Consider the following 19951-nt stretch of genomic DNA (forward strand, 5'->3'; position numbering starts at 1 on the left):
CTGATGGATCTGGTGATCGGTCGTGTCGTCAAGACGCACGGAGTCCGTGGTGAAGTCGTCGTCGACATCCGCACGGACGATCCCGCCGGACGTTTCGCGGTCGGCACGCGCCTGCGCGGCCGTGCCCCGCGGACTGCCGGCGGCGGGGAGACCGAGTACGAAGTGACAGCCGCCCGGATGCATGCCGGGCGGCTGTTGCTGTCGCTTGCCGGCGTAGGCGGTCGCGACGAGGCGGACCGGCTGCGCGGCACCCTGTTCGTCATCGACGCCGCCGACGTCGACTCCGGCGACGACCCGGACGAGTTCTACGACCACGAGCTCGAGGGACTGCCCGTCGCGACGGTCGGCGGTGAGAGCGTCGGCACGGTCAGAGAGGTGCTGCACCTGCCCGGTGGCGAACTGCTGTCGGTGACCACCGGTGACGGTCGCGAGGTGCTCGTGCCGTTCGTGCGCGAGATCGTCCCCACCGTGACCCGCGAGGGCATCGAGATCGATCCGCCCGACGGTCTGATCGACCCCGTCGAGGACTGACATGCGCATTGATGTCGTGACGATCTTCCCGGAGTACCTCGAACCGATGCGGGCGGCACTCCTCGGAAAGGCGATCGACGCCGGACTGATCGAGGTCGGCGTCCACGATCTGCGGCAGTGGACGTACGACGTCCACCACAGCGTCGACGACGCGCCCTACGGCGGCGGTCCAGGGATGGTGATGAAGCCACAGGTGTGGGGCGAGGCGCTCGACGCCGTCTGCCCGGACGACGCGCTGCTGGTGGTGCCGACGCCGGCGGGCGTGCCCTTCACACAGGCCACGGCCCAGCGCTGGAGTTCCGAGCGGCATCTGGTCTTCGCGTGCGGCCGTTACGAGGGGATCGATCAGCGGGTCTTCGACGACGCCGCCCGCCGGGTGCGTGTGGAGGAGGTCTCGCTCGGCGACTTCGTGCTGATCGGCGGCGAGGTGGCCGTCCTCGCCATGGTCGAGGCCACCACCCGTCTGATGCCGGGTGTGCTCGGCAATCCGCAGTCGCACCAGGAGGATTCGTTCTCCGACGGGTTGCTCGAAGGTCCGAGTTACACCCGTCCCAGAGTGTGGCGCGGACTGGAGGTGCCCGCGGTGCTCCTGTCCGGAGACCACGGCCGAGTCGCGCAGTGGCGGCGAGAGCAGTCGCGCGAACGCACGCGTGAGCGGCGCCCGGACCTGCTGCAGGACTGATCCGGGCGGGCGGACGCCGTGTGCTGCGGCGTGTCGCGGAACCGGTGCGGCCGCCGCTGCGTCCAACGAGTATGAGCACCACGTGGACGGTGGCCGCCGAGGAACTCCTCGCCCGGCTCGATTCGATGGATCCCGGCGCGGCCGCGGCCGACGCCGCGGAGATCGCCCGCATCGTCGACGCCGCGCGGGCGATCGGGGAGCGGATGGCCGCCGTGTTCGGCACCGGTTCGCTCGTCGGTGCGGCCGCGGACGGCGGGGCGAGGGCCGGTGTCGATCTCGCGGAGCGGATCACTTCCACCTCGGATCGTCTCGCGAGCGGCCGTAGCTCGCTGGCCTCCGCCTCGGGCGTGCTGGCCGGAGCGGTGGCGTATCGGCCCAGGGTCGTCGCACTGAGCGTCGTCGGCACCACCCAGCCCGCAGTGCTGTCGGCGCTGCTCGGCGTCGGTACCGAACTGGCCGGGGTGTACAACGCTCCGATGGACTCCTCGGCCCGCGGCCTCCTCTCCGGCGGTCCGGACGCGTCGCCTGCCTCGCACGGAGCGCCCGCGGCCGCCGACACGGCCGACCGAGCGGCAGTTCCGGCAGTGGCCGGACCGATGGCCGTGGACGTCCCGTCCGGCGACGGACCGCCGGTCGGGGACGGTCCGGTCGCCGCCGCACCCGATCAGGGCGCCGGCGCCGCGCCCGCGGCCGGCCCTCCGCGACCCGGTGTCGCCGCGGATGCGGGCCCGAAGCAGTCGTCGGCGGGTCCCGGACCCTCACCGGGAGCGGCTCCGGCCGCTGCGAGAGGCCCGACCGGCCCCGCCGCGGGCGACGACGGTATCGGCCCGCCGGGCAGAACGGCCCGCCCTGGCCCGTCTCGTCACACGTCTTCGGCTCGGTCGGCGGAGCTCTCAGCCGCGCCTGGCGTCCTCGACGCCGTCCCGCCGCCGGTGCGGGCCGCCCCGTCGGTGCCGGCCGCGCCGAGGTCGGTCGTGTCTGAGACGACCGCGCAGACGACCTCGTCCGCGTCGCGAGCGGCGTCGGTGCCGGCAGGGCGCACGGCGACGGCAGGCAATGCCTCCGCCTCCCGGCCGGGCGGCGGGCCGTACGGAGCCGCACCGTCGGCGCGACGCTCCGAGGACGAGGACGGCCACAGGCCCGCCGACTATCTGCGCTCGGCGACGGAGGGAATCCTCGTGCTGGGCCCGCAGCCGCTCGTCGCGCCGGCGGTCATCGGCGATCTCGAGGAAGGCGTCCCCGAGGCCGGGCCCGGCACCGACGTGCAACCGCCCGGCGACGATGACGACCAGGAACTCGACCTGACGCTGTGATCGCGGATTTCCCTCATGCCGGGTGGAGGTGGCACAATGTTTCAGGTTGCCTGCCGGAGACCTCGCGTCGACCGCTGCAGCGCACGGACCCCATGCCACGGGCATGAACCGGTCGAACCCCGCCGAATTCGCGTCGGGGCCGCCAGGTTCCTCTGTCCCCGCCCAGATTGGACGAGAAATGAACACCCTGGACCTCATCGACAAGCAGTCCCTTCGCGACGACATCCCCGAGTTCGGCCCCGGCGACACCCTCGACGTGCACGTCAAGGTCATCGAGGGCTCGAAGGAGCGCGTGCAGGTCTTCAAGGGCGTCGTGATCCGCCGCCAGGGCGGCGGCATCCGCGAGACCTTCACGGTCCGCAAGGTCTCGTTCGGTGTCGGTGTGGAGCGCACCTTCCCCGTGCACAGCCCGAACATCGCCAAGATCGACGTCCTGACCCGCGGTGACGTCCGTCGCGCGAAGCTGTACTACCTGCGCGATCTGCGCGGCAAGGCTGCGAAGATCAAGGAGAAGCGCTGAGCTTCTGCTCGCCCCGGCGAGAAACGAACATCCAGACCCCGTCCCGCACGGCGCCGACCACCTCGGCCCGCGGGGCGGGGTCTGTTCGTGTCGGCCCGGCGGCGCGTCGAAAGTGAACCGGGTGGTCGGGAGCGGTGACGGACATCAGTACCCTGTTCTACGTGGACGACAACACCCGCGGGGACGACCCGTCGCAGGCGAACGACGAGCGCGGCAGCAGTGGGGGCGCCGAGTCCGATTCCGGCTTCACCTTCCGGGACGACGCCCCCGAGGACGAGCAGAAGGGCAAGAGCCGCTGGCTCCGCGAACTGCTGATCATCGTCGGCATCGTACTGGTGCTCATGTTCGTGTTCACCCAGTTCTTCTTTCGGCAGTACGTGGTGCCGTCGGAGTCCATGGAACCGACCCTGCACGGCTGCTACGGGTGCACCAACGACCACATCGTGGTCGACAAGATGGTGTACCGGTTCAGTGACCCGAAGCCCGGTGACGTGGTGGTCTTCAAGGCCCCGACCAGTTCGTGGGACGAAGGATGGTCGTCGCCTCGCTCGTCGAACCCGGTGGTGCACAAGATCCAGGACGTGCTGTCGCTGTTCGCTCTCGCGCCGCCGGACGAGAACAACCTCGTCAAGCGGGTGATCGCGGTCGGCGGGCAGACCGTCCAGTGCCGCGAGGCCGACGGCAAGGGTGTCACGGTGGACGGCAAGCCCCTCCACGAGCCGTACATCGACAAGCAGTTGCAGGCGCAGACCTACCAGCAGTCGGGCGGGGTGCTCGGTCAGGGCTCGTGCTACGGCAGCGACTTCGGCCCGATCAAGGTGCCCGAGGGCAATCTCTGGGTGATGGGCGACAACCGCAGCAACTCCGCCGACTCACGGGCCCACATCGACGACGAGTTCCACGGCACGGTGCCGGTCTCCGACGTCCGCGGCAAGGTCCGGTTCATCATCTACCCGTTCTCCCGGATCGGGGGCGTGGGCTCGGTCGACCCGCAGAGCTGATGCCCGGATCGACTCGATGGCCCCCGCGGTCGCCGGTTCGGAAGGCAGCGGGATTGCGGACACTGGAGTTCACCCTGGCCCGCCAGGGGCTCGGCCCGGTGGCCGGCGTCGACGAGGCGGGCCGGGGTGCGTGCGCCGGCCCGCTCGTGGTGGCGGCATGCGTGCTGAGCACTTCGCAACTGAAGTCTCTCGCTGCGCTGGACGACTCGAAGAAGCTCTCGGAGCCGGTGCGCGAGAAGCTCTACTCGGCGGTCGTGCGGCATGCGGTCAGCTGGAAGGTGGTGGCGATCCCGGCGGCCGAGGTGGACCGCCTCGGGGTCCACGTCGCCAACATCGAAGGCATGCGGCGCGCGGTGGCCGGACTGTCGGTGCGGCCCGGGTACGTCCTGTCCGACGGATTCCACGTGCCGGGGCTGCCCGCGCCGTCGCTCCCGGTGATCGGGGGCGACGCGAACGCGGCGTGCATCGCCGCCGCCTCGATCCTCGCGAAAGTGACCCGCGACCGGATGATGGTGGCACTCGACGACGAGGTGCCGGGCTATCAGTTCGCGGTGCACAAGGGCTACAGCACGGCGCTGCACATGGAGTGTCTGGACGCGCGCGGTCCCTCGGCGGAGCACCGTATGTCGTACCGGAACGTCCGCGATAGGCTGGCCTGATGAGCGCTGAGGATCTCGAGAAGTACGAAGCCGAGATGGAGCTGTCCCTGTACAAGGAGTACAAGGACATCGTCGGTCAGTTCACCTACGTCGTGGAGACCGAGCGCCGCTTCTACCTCGCGAACGGTGTGAATCTGGTTCCGCGCAATGCGGACGGCGAAGTCTATTTCGAGATTCACATGACCGATGCGTGGGTGTGGGACATGTACCGGCCCGCTCGCTTCGTCAAGCAGGTTCGCGTGGTGACGTTCAAGGACGTCAACATCGAGGAACTGGAGAAGCCGGAACTGCGGCTGCCCGACGAGCCCTGAGCCCCGGGCGGGTGGTCGCGGACTGTGCAGAACATCCGCGGTATGCACACTCGCCGAGGAACGGGCGATCGGGACCTGTCACGGGTCGCCGCATTGGCGCATCCTGTCCCGCATGGGGGAACAACAGGAGCAGCGAAAGCGGGAGAAGCGGGGCGTGGACCGCCGCGGTCTGATCGGGCGGGTCGGCGAGGATCTGGCCGCGGCGCGCGTGGCGGATCTCGGCTGGCGGATCCTCGACCGGAACTGGCGGACGAGGTACGGCGAGCTCGACATCGTCGCCGCCGACGGTCGGACTCTGGTGATCGTGGAAGTGAAGACGCGGGCCAGCCGGACGTTCACCGATCCGCTCGGTGCGGTGACCCCCGACAAGCTGCGCCGAATGCGGCGGCTGGCACAGCAGTGGCTGGCTCAGCAGGACGCGTTCTGGGAGGTCGTCCGTTTCGACGTGGTCTCGGTGCAGTTGGACATGACCGATCCGGAGGACCTCGAGCGCGCGATGTGGTGGCACCACGTCGGTGTGTGCGAGTAGCGCCCGATGTCCGGACTGGGGAGAGTACATTCGGTGGGGCTCAACGCCTTCGCCGCTGATGTGATCGAGATTCAGGCCAACATCAGCGCGGGGCTGCCCGGGCTGACCATCAGCGGGAGTGTGGACACCTCGCTGCGTGAGGCGAAGGAGCGCGTGCGGGCCGCGATCGCGAACAGCGCGATACAGTTCCCGACCACCAAGGTCACGATCGCGCTGGCACCGGCCCGACTGCCCAAGAGCGGGCCGGGCTTCGATCTGCCGATGGCGGTCAGTGTGCTGATCGCGGCGCAGAAGGTGCCCACCACGAGGCTGCCGGGGACGGTGATGCTCGGCGAACTGGCGCTCGACGGCCGGGTGCGTCCGGTGCGCGGGGTGCTGCCACTGCTGCTGGCAGCGCGGGAGGCCGGGTTCGAGCGGGCGGTGGTGCCGGCCGAGAACGTCGCCGAGGCGGCTCTGGTGTCGGGGCTCGACATCGGCGGGGCGCGGTCGCTGTCGGACGTGCTGTCGTGGTTGAGCGGAGATCGCGCGCTCGACACCGTCGACGGCGAGACCGCGGAGCCGGCGCCGCCGGCGATCCCCGACATGGCCGACGTGGCCGGCCAGGCGACGGCACGGCGCGCGCTCGAGATCGCCGCGGCCGGATCGCATCACCTGCTGATGACCGGTCCGCCCGGCATCGGCAAGACGATGCTGGCGTGCCGGTTGCCGGGTATTCTGCCGAGCCTCACCGAGGAGGAGTCGCTCGAGGTGACCGCGATCCATTCGATCGCGGGAACGCTGCCCGAGCATCGGCCGTTGATCACCCTGCCGCCGTTCGTGGCACCGCACCACAGCACGAGCATCACCGCGCTGCTGGGCGGCGGGACCGGGATCGCGCGGCCGGGATCGGTGTCGCGGGCGCACCGCGGAATCCTCTTCCTCGACGAATGCGCGGAGATGGGACCGAAAGTCCTCGATTCGCTGAGGCAGCCGCTGGAGGAGGGGGAGGTCCGGATCTCGCGTCGCGACGGGACCGCCCGCTATCCGGCGCGCTTCCAGTTGATCCTCGCGGCCAACCCGTGTCCGTGCGCGCCCGCGAAGGACGTCGACTGCATCTGCACGTCCATCCAGCGCCGCCGCTACCTGGGCCGGCTGTCGGGCCCGCTGATGGACCGGATCGACATCCGCGTGGCCATGGACCCGCCCGGCGACGTCACACTGCTGACCGAACGCGGTGAGCCGAGCGCGGCGATCGCCGAGCGGGTGCTGCGGGCGCGCGAGGCGGCGCGGGAGAGGTGGTCCGAATTCGGCTGGCGCACCAACGCGGAGGTGCCGGGCAGCGCGCTGCGGCACCGATTCCGGCCGGGGCCGCAGGTGCGCCGGCCGCTGGAGGCGGCGTTGCGCACCGGACGGATCACGGCGCGCGGAGCCGATCGGGCGCTGCGTCTGGCCTGGACGTTGACCGATCTGCGGGGCGGCGACGCGCCGGGGGAGGACGACATCGTGTCGGCGCTGCTGTACCGCGACCGGGGAGGGCGACCGTGACCGACGACAAGGCGGCCCGCGCGTGGGCATACCTCGCGGCGGTGGCCGAGCCGCCGTGTGCGGCACTGATCGCGTTGGTGGCCGAACTCGGCCCGCTGGGCGCCGCCGCGGCGGTTCGTTCGCGGAAGGTTCCCGCCGCGCACCGCGGCGTTCTGGCACCCACCCAGGCGCGCGCCGCGACCGACACCGCGGCGGAGGACCTGGCCAGGTGTGAGCGCATCGGTGCGCGCCTGCTCACCAGAGACGATCCGGACTGGCCCGGATGGCAGCTGCTGGCGCTCGATCAGGCGGACAGTGCCGCGCGGGGCGGAGCTCCGCTCGCACTCTGGGTGCGGGGGCCGGCCTCGTGCGGTGACGCGGTGGGCAGGTCGATGGCGCTGGTCGGTTCGCGCGCCTCATCGTCGTACGGCGATCACGTCGCCGGAGCGATGGCGGCCGCGCTGGCGGACGAGGGCTGGTCGGTGGTGTCGGGTGGGGCGTACGGGATCGACGGGGCAGCGCATCGCGGAGCGCTCGGTGCGGGAGGCACCACCGTGGCCGTCCTCGCGTGCGGCATCGACCGCACGTATCCGTCCGGGCACGCGCAGTTGCTGCACCGGATCGCCGAGACCGGGCTCGTCGTCAGCGAGTATCCGCCGGGCACATCCGCGGCCAAACATCGATTCCTCACCCGGAATCGTCTGGTCGCGGCGTTCTCGTCCGCGGTGATCGTGGTGGAGGCCGGACGGCGGTCGGGCGCGGCCAACACCGCGGCGTGGGCCAAACGGCTGGGCCGGCCGCTCGGGGCGGTGCCCGGGTCGGTCACCAGCGCCACCTCGGTGGGTGCCAACGCCATGATCGCCGACGGCGACGCCGTGCTGGTCGCCGATTCGGGCGCCGCGATCTCGCTCGCGAGCCCGGACGGATGCGACACGCGGGAGGCGGCACCGCGCCGCCGCACCGACGATCTGCGTCCGGATCAGCTGCGCGTGGTGGAGGCGCTGCCCGCGCGCGGCGGTCTGACCGTCGACGAGATCGCGTTCGCCGCGGGGCTGCCGATCGACGACGTCCTTCGGGCCCTCGCGGCGCTCGATCTGTCCGGTCATGTCGCCGGCTCCGACGGCACGTGGCGGTTAGGAGCTCGATGAGTGGGACACCGCCGGTGGTGGGAACGTCGGGGGACGCCTACGATGGAGCGAGCATCTTAGGATGCCCTAATCTTGTTGTGCCGAAAGAGGAGACCAGATGGCGAAGCCGGTGACCACGTTGACGGTCCTGCGGACAGAGCGGCTGACCCCGCACATGGTGCGCGTGTGGCTGGGCGGTGACGAGTTCGCCGCCTTCCGCCCCGCGGGCGGACAGGACGGTCACCACGACACCGACATGTACGTGAAGATCGTCTTCGCACCCGAGGGCGTCGATTACCCGCGGCCGGTCGACATGGACGCGATCCGGGACACGTATCCCGCCGAACAGCAGCCGATCCTGCGCACGTACACGGTCCGTCACTACCGGCCGGACGCCGCGGAATTGGCGATCGACTTCGTGGTCCACGGTGACGAGGGCGTCGCCGGACCGTGGGCCGCAGGCGTGCGGCCGGGCGAATCGGTGACCCTCCTGGGACCGGGCAGCGGCTACCGGCCCATGGCCGACGCGCCCTGGCACCTGCTGGTGTCGGACGAAGCCGGCCTGCCCGCGCTGGCCGCGGCGCTCGAAGCGATGCCGCAGGACGCGGTGGCCAAGGTGTTCATCGAGGTCGCCGGCCCCGAGGACGAGGTGGAGCTGACCGCTCCCGCCGGTGCCGAGATCACCTGGGTGCATCGCGGGGCGCCGTCCAACGAGGCCCCCGACGACCGGTCGGGCGACAACGCGCCGGTCATCGCCGCGGTGCGCGCCGCGCAGTGGCTCGACGGTGAACCGCAGGTGTTCATCCACGGCGAGGCACAGGCGGTGATGAAGAATCTGCGCGGCTACGTGCGGAAGGAACGTGGCGTGAGCGCCAAGCGCGCGGCGTCGATCTCCGGCTACTGGCGCCGAGGCCGCACCGAAGAGGGCTTCCGCCAGTGGAAGGCCGAACTGCGCAAGGCCGAATCGCACGTGTGACGGGCGGGCGGCTCAGACGACGCGTTCGTCGCGGAGCCGGCTCGCGGGCACGCCCAGCGCGGCGACAGTCGCCAGGACACACGTGACGAGCGCGACGATCGACGCCCACACATAGGCGTCCGTGGAGGGTACGGCGACGGCCCCGCCGGTCGTCGAGACGGTCTCGACGGACGCGGCCAGGATCATGCCGATCACGGCCGTCGCAGTGGACGTGCCGACCGATCGCATCAGTGCGTTGACGCCGTTGGCCTCCCCGGTCTGCGTCACCGGGACCCAGTCCATGATGAGGGCGGGCATCGCCGAATACGCGACGCCCAGGCCGGCACCGACGAAGCAGTTCACGATGACCATGAATCCCCACGTCGGATGCCAGGGTCCCGCGATCATCAGCAGGAAGCCCAGGTAACCGACGCCGATCACCACGCCGCCGGAGGCCAGTGAGACCCGTGCGCCGAAGCGCCGCGTCATCCACGCGCTGACGTAGGAGAACGCGAACATCACCAGCCCGGAGGGCATCAGCACGAGGCTGGCCTCCACGATGGTCAGTCCGACGCCGGTCTGGGTGGAGGTCGGGGCCTCGAGCACCTGGATCGGCATGATCTGCATGGCGTAGAACGCGAAACCGGTGGCGACGGAGGCGATGTTGGTCAGCAGGATGGGACGTCGAATGCTGGTGGCGAGGTCGATCAGCGGATTGTCCACGCGCTTCTCCCATCGCCACCACAGCGCCGAGGAGACGACGAACGCGGCGAACAGGCCGAGCACGGCCGGGCTCGACCAGCCCCAGGCGTCGCCCTTGGAGAGAGCGAGCAGAATGCAGCTCAGCAGGACGGTGAGCCCGATCGCGCCCACCAGGTCGAAGCGCCCGCCCGTGGCGATCGAACTGCGCGGGACGGCCGACGCGGCGATCACGCCGACCGCCGCGCTCACCCAGAACAGTGCGTGCCAGCTCACCTGCTGGGCGATCACCGCGGCGAACGGGAGGCCGAGTGATCCGCCGACGCCGAGCGAGGCCGACATCGCGCCGATGGACGAGCCGAGGCGCGCCGGGGGCACGATGTCGCGCATCAGGCTGATGCCGACCGCGATGGTGCCGATGCCCAGACCCTGAACTCCGCGTCCGATGAGGAACAGTGCCAGCCCCGACGAGAGCGCGCAGACGACCGATCCCGCCGCTACCGCGCCGAGACTGGCGATGAGGACCAGCCGCTTGCCGATCATGTCGCCGAGGCGGCCCGAGATGGGCGTCACCACCGCACCGACGAGCAGCGTGATCGTCAGCGCCCAGGACGCATTGGTCGGTGAGGTGCCGAGGATGGCCGGCAGGTCGGGGATCAGCGGCACGATGATCGTCTGCATCAGCGCCACCACGATTCCGGCGGCGCAGAGGATTGCGACGGCCAGGCGCGGGTGTTCGGCCGTGTCGTGGTGGTCGGCGGAGGTACTGGGGGATGTCACGGGGCGGTGGAGCTTTCGAAAGAAGGATGACGCCAGGCCGGGGAACGCGAGGCATCAGGAAACTTAGCGCGAAATAGGTAACCGAGGTTAAGTACTTTTCGCACGAGTGGGGGATACCACACCGGCATCCGCTGCTAGCTTCCTTTACGAACCGCTTTGTCTCGTCGACGGTCGCCCAGTCAACGCATGTTCTGAATAGTCAACGCATGTTCTCAGCGAATAGTGGAGTGTTCATGATTTCCGCGCCCGCGCGGCGGGGAGCCGTCCTGGCGACGGCCTTCGCCTTCCTGGTCACGATGATGGGGACCACCCTTCCCACCCCGCTGTACTCGCTCTATTCGCAGCGGCTCGACTTCACCGAGTTCACGGTGACGATCCTGTTCGCCGTCTACGCCTTCGGCGTGATGTTCGCGCTCATCGTCTTCGGACGGCTGTCCGATCAGATCGGCCGCCGCCCGATCCTGCTGACCGCCCTGGTCCTCGCCGTGATCAGTGCGGTCATGTTCTTGCTGCCGCTGTCGCTTCCGCTGCTGATCGCGGCCCGGATCGTGTCGGGACTGAGTGCCGGACTGATGAGCGGCACCGGCACGGCCGCGGTGATCGATCTGTTCGGTCCCGCAGACAAGGCGCGCGCAGGAATGCTCGCGATCGCCGTCAACACCGGCGGCCTCGGTGTCGGCACCCTCTTCGCCGGGGTCGTCGCCGATCTCTCGTCGGCTCCGCTGACGCTGCCGTACGCGGTGCACCTGGGGCTGTCGGTACTGGCGTTCGTCACACTCCGTGCGTTCACGCCGGCCCCGGCCGACCCCGCGCCGCTGCGACTGCAGGCGCCGCGACTGACCGTTCCCGCACCGATCCGCGGAGCGTTCGTCCGGGGCGTCCTCGCCGCGGGCGCGGGGTTCGCCGTGTGCGGTGTCCTCACCGCGGTGTCGGCCCTGTTCCTGGTGCGCTACCTCGGCATCGGTTCGCACACTGTGGCGGGGCTGGTGGTCTTCCTCGCATTCGCGTTCATGGTCGTCGGTCAGTTCGTCGCGCGCCGGATCTCGTCGCGCGCAGCCATGCAGGCCGGATGCGGCGGACTGGTGGTCGCGGCCGCCGTTCTCGCGGTGGCGCTCTCCGCCGAATCGCTCGCCGCGCTGCTGATCGCGCCGATCGTCCTCGGCGTATCCGCCGGTCTGTGCGTCAACGCCGGGCTCGCGGCGACCGTGGAGCGCGTCGATCCCGCCCAGCGCGGTGCGGTGTCCTCGGCCTTCTTCGCGGGCCTGTACCTCATGCTCGCCGTGCCGGCCATCGGTGTCGGCGCACTGTCGCTCGCCATCGGACTGCGGGAATCGGGCCTGGTGTTCGCGGGACTCGTCGCGCTCCTGGCCGCGGCGGTGGGAGTCGCGGACATCGCCGCGCGGGGCTCCGCCGCACGGGCGACCCCGCTGCCGTGATCCGCCCGCTGATGCTGCTGAGGTCTATGTGGTGCATGTGGTGAGACTTTAGGATCGAGTCATGGCCGACCTCCTCGATCGCTTCGCAGCGCACCTGCGATACGAGTCCGGGCGCAGTGAGCACACCGTTCGTGCCTATCTCGCCGACATCCGCGGCCTCACGGCGTTCGCCGGTGCGCGCGGAGTTCGGCTCACCGACGTCGATCTCGACCTGCTCCGCGCCTGGCTGGCGGAGATCTCGCGCCGCGGCGCCGCGCGGACCACCGTCGCGCGCCGGGTGTCGTCGGTCAAGACGTTCTGCGAATGGGCCACGCGCGAAGGCGAGATGTCCGTCGACCCCGCGGTGCGCCTCCAGGCGCCCAAGGCGCGCCGGGTGCTGCCGGCGGTGCTTGCTCCCGAGGAAGCCGCGGACGCGATCGAGGCGACGGTGCGACGGGTCGACTCCGCCGCGCCGGACGGACCCTCGTCCGACGACCCGGTATCGCTGCGCGACCGTGCGGTTCTCGAACTGCTCTACGGCTGCGGCATCCGTGTCGGAGAACTGTGCGGGCTCGACGTCGGCGATGTCGACGACGATCGCCGCGCGATCCGGGTGATCGGCAAGGGCGACAAGCAGCGGGTGGTGCCGTACGGTGCGCCTGCCGCATCGGCGCTGGACGCCTGGCGCCGCCGTGGGCGCCCGGCGCTCGCGACCGCCGCCTCGGGGGAGGCCCTGTTCGTCGGCGTCAGGGGAGGACGGCTCGATCAGCGGATGGCGCGCACGGTGGTGCATCGGGCCACCGAGGCTGCGGGACGGTCGGTGGGCCCGCACGCACTGCGTCACAGTGCGGCCACCCACTTGCTGGAGGGAGGCGCCGATCTGCGGGTGGTGCAGGAACTGCTGGGGCACTCGTCGTTGTCGACCACGCAGCTGTACACGCACGTCAGCGTGGAACGACTGCGCGCGGTCCACAAACAGGCGCACCCGCGGTCGTGAATGAGACCGGCTGCATCACCGACCCGGCAGCGTCAGCGGGGTGGTTTGAGCCGCACGGTCGACAACCCGAGCAGGCTCAGCGGGTTGAGGTAGCGGACGCTCCGCCCGCTGCCGCGACGAGCGCCCCAATGAAGGCAGGCCGTCGCGGAGCACCCCTCGTGACCGGTTTGCAGCACACCGACCAGCTGACCGGTTCGGATGTGCTCGCCGCGACGCACGCGGGGCACCACCGGCTCATACGTGGTGCTGATCCCGTCGGGGTGCAGCACCGTGACGGTGGAACGGCCGGCGACGGGTCCGGCGAAGGTGACCGTTCCGGCGCGGGCCGCGACCACCGCGGACTCGGCGGGTGCTCCCAGGTCGACGCCGCGGTGCCCGGCGAGCCAGCGCTCAGCCGGCGGATCGAATCCGCGGACCACGGGCGGGCGCGGGGCCAGCGGACAGTGATACGCACGCTGCGCGGACGCCGCGCCGGGGCCGGCAGGCAGCGCGCTCGCGCACACCAGCGCGATGGCGGTGGCGCGACGCCGGGTGTCGAGACTCCTCATAGGACCTCCTCATAGGACTTAGACGCACGGCGCGGAGGTTCGGCTCCATCGGCGTGTCGCGCGGCCGTCGTCGCCCGAGACGCTGATTTGGCTGGTGATCGCGCATCGGAGTAGTCTGGCGACGCACCCAGGCATGTCTTGGGTGACTTCGCGCGCCCGCGAGAAGCTACATCGGAACACGCGGTCCCGGATACCTCCGGGTGTGTTCGCCGATGGCGGGCGCCAGGACCGGAGCTCGACCCGAGCGCCGGTGACAACTGCGAGAGAGGACATATTCATGGCTGTCGTGACCATGAAGCAGCTGCTTGACAGCGGCGCACACTTCGGGCATCAGACCCGCCGTTGGAACCCGAAGATGAAGCGTTTCATCTTCACCGACCGCAACGGCATCTACATCATCGACCTGCAGCAGACGCTGTCGTACATCGACCGCGCCTACGAGTTCGTCAAGGAGACCGTCGCCCACGGCGGCACCATCCTGTTCGTCGGCACCAAGAAGCAGGCTCAGGAGTCGATCGCCGCCGAGGCCACCCGCGTCGGCATGCCGTACGTGAACCAGCGTTGGCTCGGTGGCATGCTCACCAACTTCAACACCGTGCACAAGCGTCTCCAGCGGATGAAGGAGCTGGAGACCATGGAGCAGACCGGTGGCTTCGAGGGTCGCACCAAGAAGGAAATCCTCATGCTCACGCGTGAGAAGAACAAGCTGGAGCGCACGCTCGGCGGTATCCGCGACATGGCCAAGGTTCCCTCGGCCGTGTGGATCGTCGACACCAACAAGGAGCACATCGCCGTCGGTGAGGCTCGCAAGCTGAACATCCCGGTCATCGCGATCCTGGACACCAACTGCGATCCGGACGTCGTCGACTACCCGATCCCGGCGAACGACGATGCGATCCGCAGCGCCGCTCTGCTGACCCGCGTGATCGCCTCGGCCGTCGCCGAGGGCGTTCAGGCGCGTGCCGGCCAGACCGCGGGCGACGCCAAGCCGGAGGCCGGCGAGGGCGAGCCGCTGGCGGAGTGGGAGCAGGAACTCCTGGCTGAGGCGACCGCTCCGGCGGCCGCACCGGCCACCGATGGCGCCACCGAGGCTCCGGCCGCAGAATAAGAACTGCCGAGAAGCAGGAAACGGGCCCCGAGCACGATGAGCCGGGCCCCTTCTCCGGCGGGGTGATCACCCCGCCGGAGAATCTTGTCTCTCGATCACAAATCGACAAAGGAGGGTCGCCACCTATGGCGAACTACACCGCGGCGGACGTCAAGCGTCTGCGCGAAATGACCGGTTCGGGCATGCTCGACTGCAAGAACGCCCTCGCGAACAACGACGGCGACTTCGACAAGGCGGTCGAAGAGCTGCGCATCAAGGGCGCCAAGGACGTCGGCAAGCGTGCCGAGCGCTCCACCGCCGAGGGTCTGGTCGCCGCCCGTGACGGCGTCATGATCGAGCTCAACAGCGAGACCGACTTCGTCGCCAAGAACGACGAGTTCCAGAAGCTCGCCGACGACATCCTGGGTGCGGCCATCGAGCTGCGCAGCAACGACGTCGACGCTCTGCTCGCCGCGAAGCTCGGCGACGGCACCGTCGCCGACGCCGTCGAGGCGCTCTCGGCCAAGATCGGCGAGAAGCTGGTCCTGCGCCGCGTCGCGTCGTACGACGGCCCGGTGGCCGTCTACCTGCACAAGCGTGCCTCGGACCTGCCGCCCGCCGTCGGCGTCCTGGTCTCCTACACCGGCGAGGGCGACACCGCCGCGGAGGCCGCTCGCGGCGCCGCCATGCAGGTCGCCGCGCTGCGCGCCAAGTACGCCAGCCGCGAGGAGGTCCCCGCGGACGTCGTCGAGAACGAGCGTCGTATCGCCGAGGAGACCGCCAAGGCCGAGGGCAAGCCCGAGCAGGCGCTCCCGAAGATCGTCGAGGGCCGCGTCAACGGCTTCTACAAGGACGTCGTCCTGGTCGACCAGCCGTCGGTCACCGACTCGAAGAAGACCGTGAAGGCGATCCTGGACGAGGCCGGCGCCACCGTCGTCGCGTTCACCCGCTTCGAGGTCGGCCAGTCCTAGTCCGCTAGGCCGCATGCGTCTCCGGCCCCGGAATCGACCCGCGAGGGCGACTCCGGGGCCGGAGTGCGTATGCGGGACGATCGACGCCCTAAGATGGAGAGAGTTTGTGCCGACACTCGAGCGAAGGAAGAGATGAGCGAATCGCAGTCGACCGCCGAAGAGGGCAGAGCAGGTTTCTCCCGGGTGCTTCTGAAGCTCGGCGGTGAGATGTTCGGTGGCGGTTCCGTGGGGCTCGACCCGGACGTCGTGGGCACCGTGGCCGACCAGATCGCCGAGGTGGTCTCCTCGGGCGTCCAGATCGGCATCGTGATCGGCGGCGGTAACTTCTTCCGCGGCGCCGAACTGCAGCAGCGCGGTCTGGACCGTTCGCGCTCGGACTACATGGGGATGCTCGGCACCGTCATGAACTGCCTTGCGTTGCAGGACTTCTTGGAGAAGCGGGGGATCACCACCCGCGTGCAGACCGCCATCACCATGGGTCAGGTCGCCGAGCCGTACCTGCCGCTGCGCGCCGTACGTCACCTCGAGAAGGGCCGCGTGGTGATCTTCGGTGCGGGTATGGGCATGCCCTACTTCTCCACCGACACCACCGCTGCGCAGCGCGCGCTCGAGATCAAGGCCGAGGCGGTGCTGATGGCCAAGGCCGTCGACGGCGTGTACTCCGACGACCCGCGCAGCAACCCGGACGCGGAACTGTATCGCGAGATCAGCCACCGCGAGGCGATCGAGAAGCAGCTCAAGGTCGCCGACGCGACCGCGTTCAGCCTGTGCATGGACAACAACATGCCGATCCTGGTGTTCAATCTCCTCGAGCGCGGCAACATCGCCCGCGCGGTCGCGGGTGAACCGATCGGCACGCTGGTGCGCACCCCGCAGGCCTCCTGACCACTGCCGATCCCAGACTTCCACCGCGACGAAAAGAAGGAACGAGACTCATCATGATCGACGAAGCGCTGCTCGACGCCGAGGAGAAGATGGAGAAGGCCGTCGCCCACCTGCGCGACGACATGGCCTCCATCCGCACCGGGCGTGCCAACCCGGCGATGTTCAACAAAGTCGTCATCGACTATTACGGCGCTCCCACTCCGATCACCCAGGTGGCGGGCATCAACACCCCGGAGCCGCGGCTCGTCGTCATCAAGCCGTACGAGCAGTCGACGATGAACGACATCGAGACCGCCATCCGGAACTCCGACCTGGGCGTCAACCCGACCAACGACGGCACGGTGATCCGCGTCGCGATCCCGCAGCTCACCGAGGAGCGCCGCAAGCAGCTCGGCAAGCAGGCGCGCGGCAAGGGCGAGGACGCCAAGGTCGCGATCCGCAACGTGCGACGCAAGGCCGTCGACGAGCTCAAGCGGATCCAGAAGGACGGCGACGCGGGCGAGGACGAGGTGACGCGCGCCGAGAAGGAACTCGACAAGACCACGCACACCTACACCGATGCGGTCGACGAGCTCGTGAAGAACAAAGAAGCTGAGCTGCTCGAGGTATGACGAGTACACCGGAGCAGGCTGAGAAACCCTCCGGGGGGAGTTCCCGGGCCGGCCGGAACCTCCCGGCAGCCATCGGCGTCGGCTGCATCCTGGGCGGTCTGCTCATCGCCGTGCTGCTGCTGGCCCCGGACGGCTGGTACGGCGTCGTCGCTGTCGCACTGGCGATCGCGACCTGGGAGGTCGTCAAGCGGCTGCGGGACGGCGGTTTCGCGGTCCCGGTGATCCCGCTGCTGGCCGGTGGACAGGCGATGATCTGGCTGTCGTGGCCGTTCGGACTGGCCGGGACCTTCGTCGCGATGGCGGCGACGATCCTGGTGATGATGGTCTGGAAGCTGTTCGCACAGGGTCTGTCGAACGCTCCGGTGAACTACATGCGCGATCTGTCGGTCGCGATCCTGGTGCTGGCGTGGCTGCCGATGCTCGCGACCTTCGGCACCTACCTGGTACGCCAGGAGGACGGTGCGCTCCGCGTCTTCACCCTGATGATCGTGGTGGTCTGCTCCGACGTCGGCGGCTATGTGGCGGGCGTGCTGTTCGGCAAGCATCCGATGGCGCCCGCGATCAGTCCCAAGAAGTCGTGGGAGGGACTGGCCGGATCGGTTGTCGTCGGCACCCTCGGCGCACTCGCCTGCGTCGTGTGGATCCTCGACACCTCGCACTGGTGGATCGGTTTCGTGCTCGGTCCGCTGCTGGTGGTGGTCGCCACCACCGGCGACCTCGTCGAGTCCCAGATCAAGCGCGACCTCGGCATCAAAGACATGGGCACGCTGCTGCCCGGTCACGGCGGCATCATGGACCGTCTGGACTCGCTGCTGCCCTCGGCGTTCATCACCTGGGCAGTGCTGGCCTGGCTGCTGTGAGGAGCGGGGCGGCGAGCGCTACCCGTGCTTGCGCGCCTTCTTCAGCGCCCGGTTGAGCTGGAAGATCCTCGCGCCGCCGAGCAGTGCGGTGATCAGGGCGCCCGCGATGGCGGCGATCAGCAGGCTCACGCCGAGTGGCAGGTCGGCCTTGAAGAAGATCAGGTCGATCTCCACCGAGTCGGGGTTCATGACGATGAACACGATCAACAGGATCGTGACCAGCACCCCGAGCACCCATCCGACGTACGTCGCCTGAGTACGTGTGCCGGATGCGGCGGAGGCCGCAGCGGCCACCCGTCGGCGTTCGGCTTTCACCGGATCGACGGTGCCGTACTGCTGCGACCCCTCGACCGGAGCGACCTCGTGTGGCTCCGCGCCGCCGGACGTCTCGTCGAATCGGTCCCCGTGCTTCGGATCAGGTGTGGTCATGCCTCTATCGTCGCATGAGACAATGGTCGGTGTGAGCTCTCTGCCCCTCGTTTTCGACGCACCCAAGCGCGGCCTGCCGCCGAAGCATTTCGCCGACCTCGACGAGCAGGGCCGCATCGAGGCGGCCGCCGAGCTCGGGCTGCCCAAGTTCCGGGCGAATCAGCTGGCCAAACACTATTACGGCCGGCTCACCGCCGACGTTCAGGAGATGACCGACCTGCCCGCGGGCGCACGCGAGGACGTCGCGCGCACGCTCTTCCCGACGCTCATGACACCCGTCCGGCACATCTCTTGCGACGACGACAGCACACGCAAGACGCTGTGGCGCCTGCACGACGGCACGCTGCTGGAATCGGTCCTGATGCGCTATCCCGAGCGGAATACTCTGTGCATCTCCTCACAGGCCGGGTGCGGCATGGCGTGCCCGTTCTGCGCGACCGGTCAGGGCGGACTCGACCGGAACCTGTCGACCGCGGAGATCGTCGACCAGGTCCGGGCCGCCGCCCGAGCACTGCGCGACGGTGAGGTCGGAGAGCCGGGCCGGCTGTCGAACATCGTCTTCATGGGCATGGGGGAGCCGCTCGCGAACTACCGGCGCGTGGTGGACGCGGTCCGCAAGATCACGTCCCCGGCGCCCGACGGCTTCGGCATCTCGGCGCGGTCGGTGACCGTGTCGACGGTGGGTCTCGCGCCGGCGATCCGCCGCCTGGCCGACGAGGGGCTGTCGGTGACCCTCGCGGTGTCGCTGCACACCCCCGACGACGAACTGCGCGACACCCTGGTGCCGGTCAACAACCGGTGGTCGGTCGCCGAGGTGCTCGAGGCCGCGCGCTACTACGCGGACACGACCGGCCGGCGCGTGTCGATCGAGTACGCGCTCATCCGGGATGTGAACGATCAGCCGTGGCGCGCCGACCTGCTGGGACGCAAGCTCCGGTCCGCGCTCGGTTCGCTCGTCCATGTGAATCTCATTCCGCTGAATCCGACGCCCGGATCCGAGTGGGACGCCAGCCCCAAACCGGTGGAGGCCGAGTTCGTCCGCCGGGTGCGCGAACACGGGGTGTCGTGCACGGTCCGCGACACCCGCGGGCAGGAGATCGCCGCGGCGTGCGGTCAGCTCGCCGCCGAAGAGAAGTAGGCGCGTCATACACGGACAGAGACGAGAAAGACCCGGACGACGTGGCGTCCGGGTCTTTCAGGTATTCCGGTGACTGTGCCTGCGCAGCCGGGTCAGCGCTTCCAGACGCCCTTGCGCGGAATCATCTCGTAGACGGTGTAACCGATCAGTGCCACGGCGATGACGATGAGGAAGATGTCCTCGATGTGGCCGACGTGATTACCCTTGAGCATGCCGAGCAGGATGATCGCGGTGACGAAGGAAGCGATCGCGATCGAGCGGCGGGCCACACCGTGCCAGCCGAAACGAGCCGACGGGGCGTCGGCGGGCTCGTGAACCCATCCGGTATCGATGGTTTCGACCTCAGTGCTTGCCACGTTCACTCCTTATGACGACCGGTAGTAGTCCGGCCTACAGCATA

At 69.5% G+C, this 19951-nt stretch carries 23 protein-coding genes; 19 read left to right on the top strand and 4 right to left on the bottom strand.

The window, feature by feature from the left end:
* The first annotated feature begins 3 nt into the window (after positions 1-3).
* The 11 genes from rimM to P5P27_RS07595 all read left to right on the top strand — a co-directional run bounded on the left by rimM (position 4) and on the right by P5P27_RS07595 (position 9152).
* Entirely contained in the window at positions 4-531 is a 528-nt protein-coding gene (gene rimM, locus P5P27_RS07545) for a ribosome maturation factor RimM (RefSeq protein WP_006897909.1), read from the top strand.
* 1 nt (position 532) lies between these two features.
* Complete coding sequence (gene trmD / locus P5P27_RS07550) at positions 533-1213, top strand: tRNA (guanosine(37)-N1)-methyltransferase TrmD (RefSeq protein WP_278127105.1); 681 nt, start codon at positions 533-535, stop codon at positions 1211-1213.
* 71 nt (positions 1214-1284) lie between these two features.
* Entirely contained in the window at positions 1285-2526 is a 1242-nt protein-coding gene (locus P5P27_RS07555; protein WP_278127107.1) for a hypothetical protein, read from the top strand.
* A gap of 178 nt (positions 2527-2704) precedes the next feature.
* Entirely contained in the window at positions 2705-3046 is a 342-nt protein-coding gene (gene rplS, locus P5P27_RS07560) for a 50S ribosomal protein L19 (RefSeq protein WP_006897906.1), read from the top strand.
* A gap of 134 nt (positions 3047-3180) precedes the next feature.
* Positions 3181-4047, top strand: coding sequence for a signal peptidase I (gene lepB, locus P5P27_RS07565; protein WP_006897905.1), 867 nt, complete (start codon positions 3181-3183; stop codon positions 4045-4047).
* Positions 4047-4706 carry a ribonuclease HII gene (locus P5P27_RS07570; RefSeq protein WP_062366791.1) on the top strand — a complete coding sequence of 220 codons (660 nt, stop codon included), beginning with the start codon at positions 4047-4049 and terminating at the stop codon, positions 4704-4706. Before lepB ends, P5P27_RS07570 begins: the two co-directional genes overlap by 1 nt.
* The gene (locus P5P27_RS07575) at positions 4706-5017 is read left to right on the top strand and encodes a DUF2469 domain-containing protein (RefSeq protein ID WP_006897903.1); all 312 of its coding nucleotides are present in this window, start codon (positions 4706-4708) and stop codon (positions 5015-5017) included. Before P5P27_RS07570 ends, P5P27_RS07575 begins: the two co-directional genes overlap by 1 nt.
* A gap of 112 nt (positions 5018-5129) precedes the next feature.
* Entirely contained in the window at positions 5130-5546 is a 417-nt protein-coding gene (locus P5P27_RS07580) for a YraN family protein (RefSeq protein WP_006897902.1), read from the top strand.
* 6 nt (positions 5547-5552) lie between these two features.
* Entirely contained in the window at positions 5553-7070 is a 1518-nt protein-coding gene (locus tag P5P27_RS07585; protein ID WP_039868021.1) for a YifB family Mg chelatase-like AAA ATPase, read from the top strand.
* Positions 7067-8197 carry a DNA-processing protein DprA gene (gene dprA, locus P5P27_RS07590; RefSeq protein WP_278127111.1) on the top strand — a complete coding sequence of 377 codons (1131 nt, stop codon included), beginning with the start codon at positions 7067-7069 and terminating at the stop codon, positions 8195-8197. The genes P5P27_RS07585 and dprA overlap by 4 nt, the downstream gene beginning before the upstream one ends.
* Positions 8198-8294: 97 nt before the next feature.
* Entirely contained in the window at positions 8295-9152 is an 858-nt protein-coding gene (locus P5P27_RS07595; protein ID WP_278127113.1) for a siderophore-interacting protein, read from the top strand.
* A gap of 12 nt (positions 9153-9164) precedes the next feature.
* On the opposite strand, the gene P5P27_RS07600 is transcribed toward P5P27_RS07595, so the two are convergent.
* Positions 9165-10610: an MFS transporter gene (locus tag P5P27_RS07600; RefSeq protein WP_278127115.1), complete on the bottom strand. Its 1446-nt coding sequence runs from the start codon at positions 10608-10610 to the stop codon at positions 9165-9167.
* Positions 10611-10843: 233 nt separating this feature from the next.
* Between P5P27_RS07600 and P5P27_RS07605 the strand changes: the two genes are divergently transcribed.
* Positions 10844-12046, top strand: a complete 1203-nt coding sequence (locus P5P27_RS07605; protein WP_006897897.1) for an MFS transporter — start codon at positions 10844-10846, stop codon at positions 12044-12046.
* Positions 12047-12107: 61 nt separating this feature from the next.
* Positions 12108-13022, top strand: a complete 915-nt coding sequence (locus P5P27_RS07610; protein ID WP_006897896.1) for a tyrosine recombinase XerC — start codon at positions 12108-12110, stop codon at positions 13020-13022.
* Positions 13023-13054: 32 nt separating this feature from the next.
* On the opposite strand, the gene P5P27_RS07615 is transcribed toward P5P27_RS07610, so the two are convergent.
* Positions 13055-13570 carry a M23 family metallopeptidase gene (locus P5P27_RS07615; RefSeq protein WP_278127118.1) on the bottom strand — a complete coding sequence of 172 codons (516 nt, stop codon included), beginning with the start codon at positions 13568-13570 and terminating at the stop codon, positions 13055-13057.
* Positions 13571-13847: 277 nt separating this feature from the next.
* On the opposite strand from P5P27_RS07615, the gene rpsB reads away from it, so the two are divergent.
* The 5 genes from rpsB (at position 13848) to P5P27_RS07640 (ending at position 17984) form a co-directional block, all read left to right on the top strand.
* On the top strand, positions 13848-14678 hold the full coding sequence (rpsB, locus tag P5P27_RS07620; RefSeq protein ID WP_006897894.1) for a 30S ribosomal protein S2: 831 nt from the start codon (positions 13848-13850) through the stop codon (positions 14676-14678).
* Positions 14679-14803: 125 nt separating this feature from the next.
* Positions 14804-15628 carry a translation elongation factor Ts gene (tsf, locus tag P5P27_RS07625; RefSeq protein ID WP_006897893.1) on the top strand — a complete coding sequence of 275 codons (825 nt, stop codon included), beginning with the start codon at positions 14804-14806 and terminating at the stop codon, positions 15626-15628.
* A 132-nt stretch (positions 15629-15760) separates the two neighbouring features.
* Positions 15761-16513 carry a UMP kinase gene (gene pyrH, locus P5P27_RS07630; protein WP_006897892.1) on the top strand — a complete coding sequence of 251 codons (753 nt, stop codon included), beginning with the start codon at positions 15761-15763 and terminating at the stop codon, positions 16511-16513.
* A 53-nt stretch (positions 16514-16566) separates the two neighbouring features.
* Positions 16567-17124 (top strand): ribosome recycling factor, encoded by a 558-nt coding sequence (gene frr, locus P5P27_RS07635; protein WP_006897891.1) that lies wholly within the window; start codon positions 16567-16569, stop codon positions 17122-17124.
* On the top strand, positions 17121-17984 hold the full coding sequence (locus tag P5P27_RS07640; protein ID WP_006897890.1) for a phosphatidate cytidylyltransferase: 864 nt from the start codon (positions 17121-17123) through the stop codon (positions 17982-17984). Before frr ends, P5P27_RS07640 begins: the two co-directional genes overlap by 4 nt.
* An 18-nt stretch (positions 17985-18002) precedes the next feature.
* Here P5P27_RS07640 and P5P27_RS07645 read toward each other — a convergent pair whose 3' ends face one another.
* Positions 18003-18413, bottom strand: coding sequence for a LapA family protein (locus P5P27_RS07645; RefSeq protein ID WP_006897889.1), 411 nt, complete (start codon positions 18411-18413; stop codon positions 18003-18005).
* Between the two features lie 31 nt (positions 18414-18444).
* Between P5P27_RS07645 and rlmN the strand changes: the two genes are divergently transcribed.
* A complete protein-coding gene (rlmN, locus tag P5P27_RS07650) occupies positions 18445-19551 on the top strand; it encodes a dual-specificity RNA methyltransferase RlmN (RefSeq protein ID WP_039868035.1) in 1107 nt (368 codons plus the stop codon).
* 92 nt (positions 19552-19643) lie between these two features.
* On the opposite strand, the gene P5P27_RS07655 is transcribed toward rlmN, so the two are convergent.
* Entirely contained in the window at positions 19644-19907 is a 264-nt protein-coding gene (locus P5P27_RS07655) for a DUF2631 domain-containing protein (protein ID WP_006897887.1), read from the bottom strand.
* Between the last annotated feature and the right edge of the window lie 44 nt (positions 19908-19951).

Source organism: Gordonia sihwensis (assembly GCF_029632925.1).
Lineage (GTDB): Bacteria > Actinomycetota > Actinomycetes > Mycobacteriales > Mycobacteriaceae > Gordonia > Gordonia sihwensis.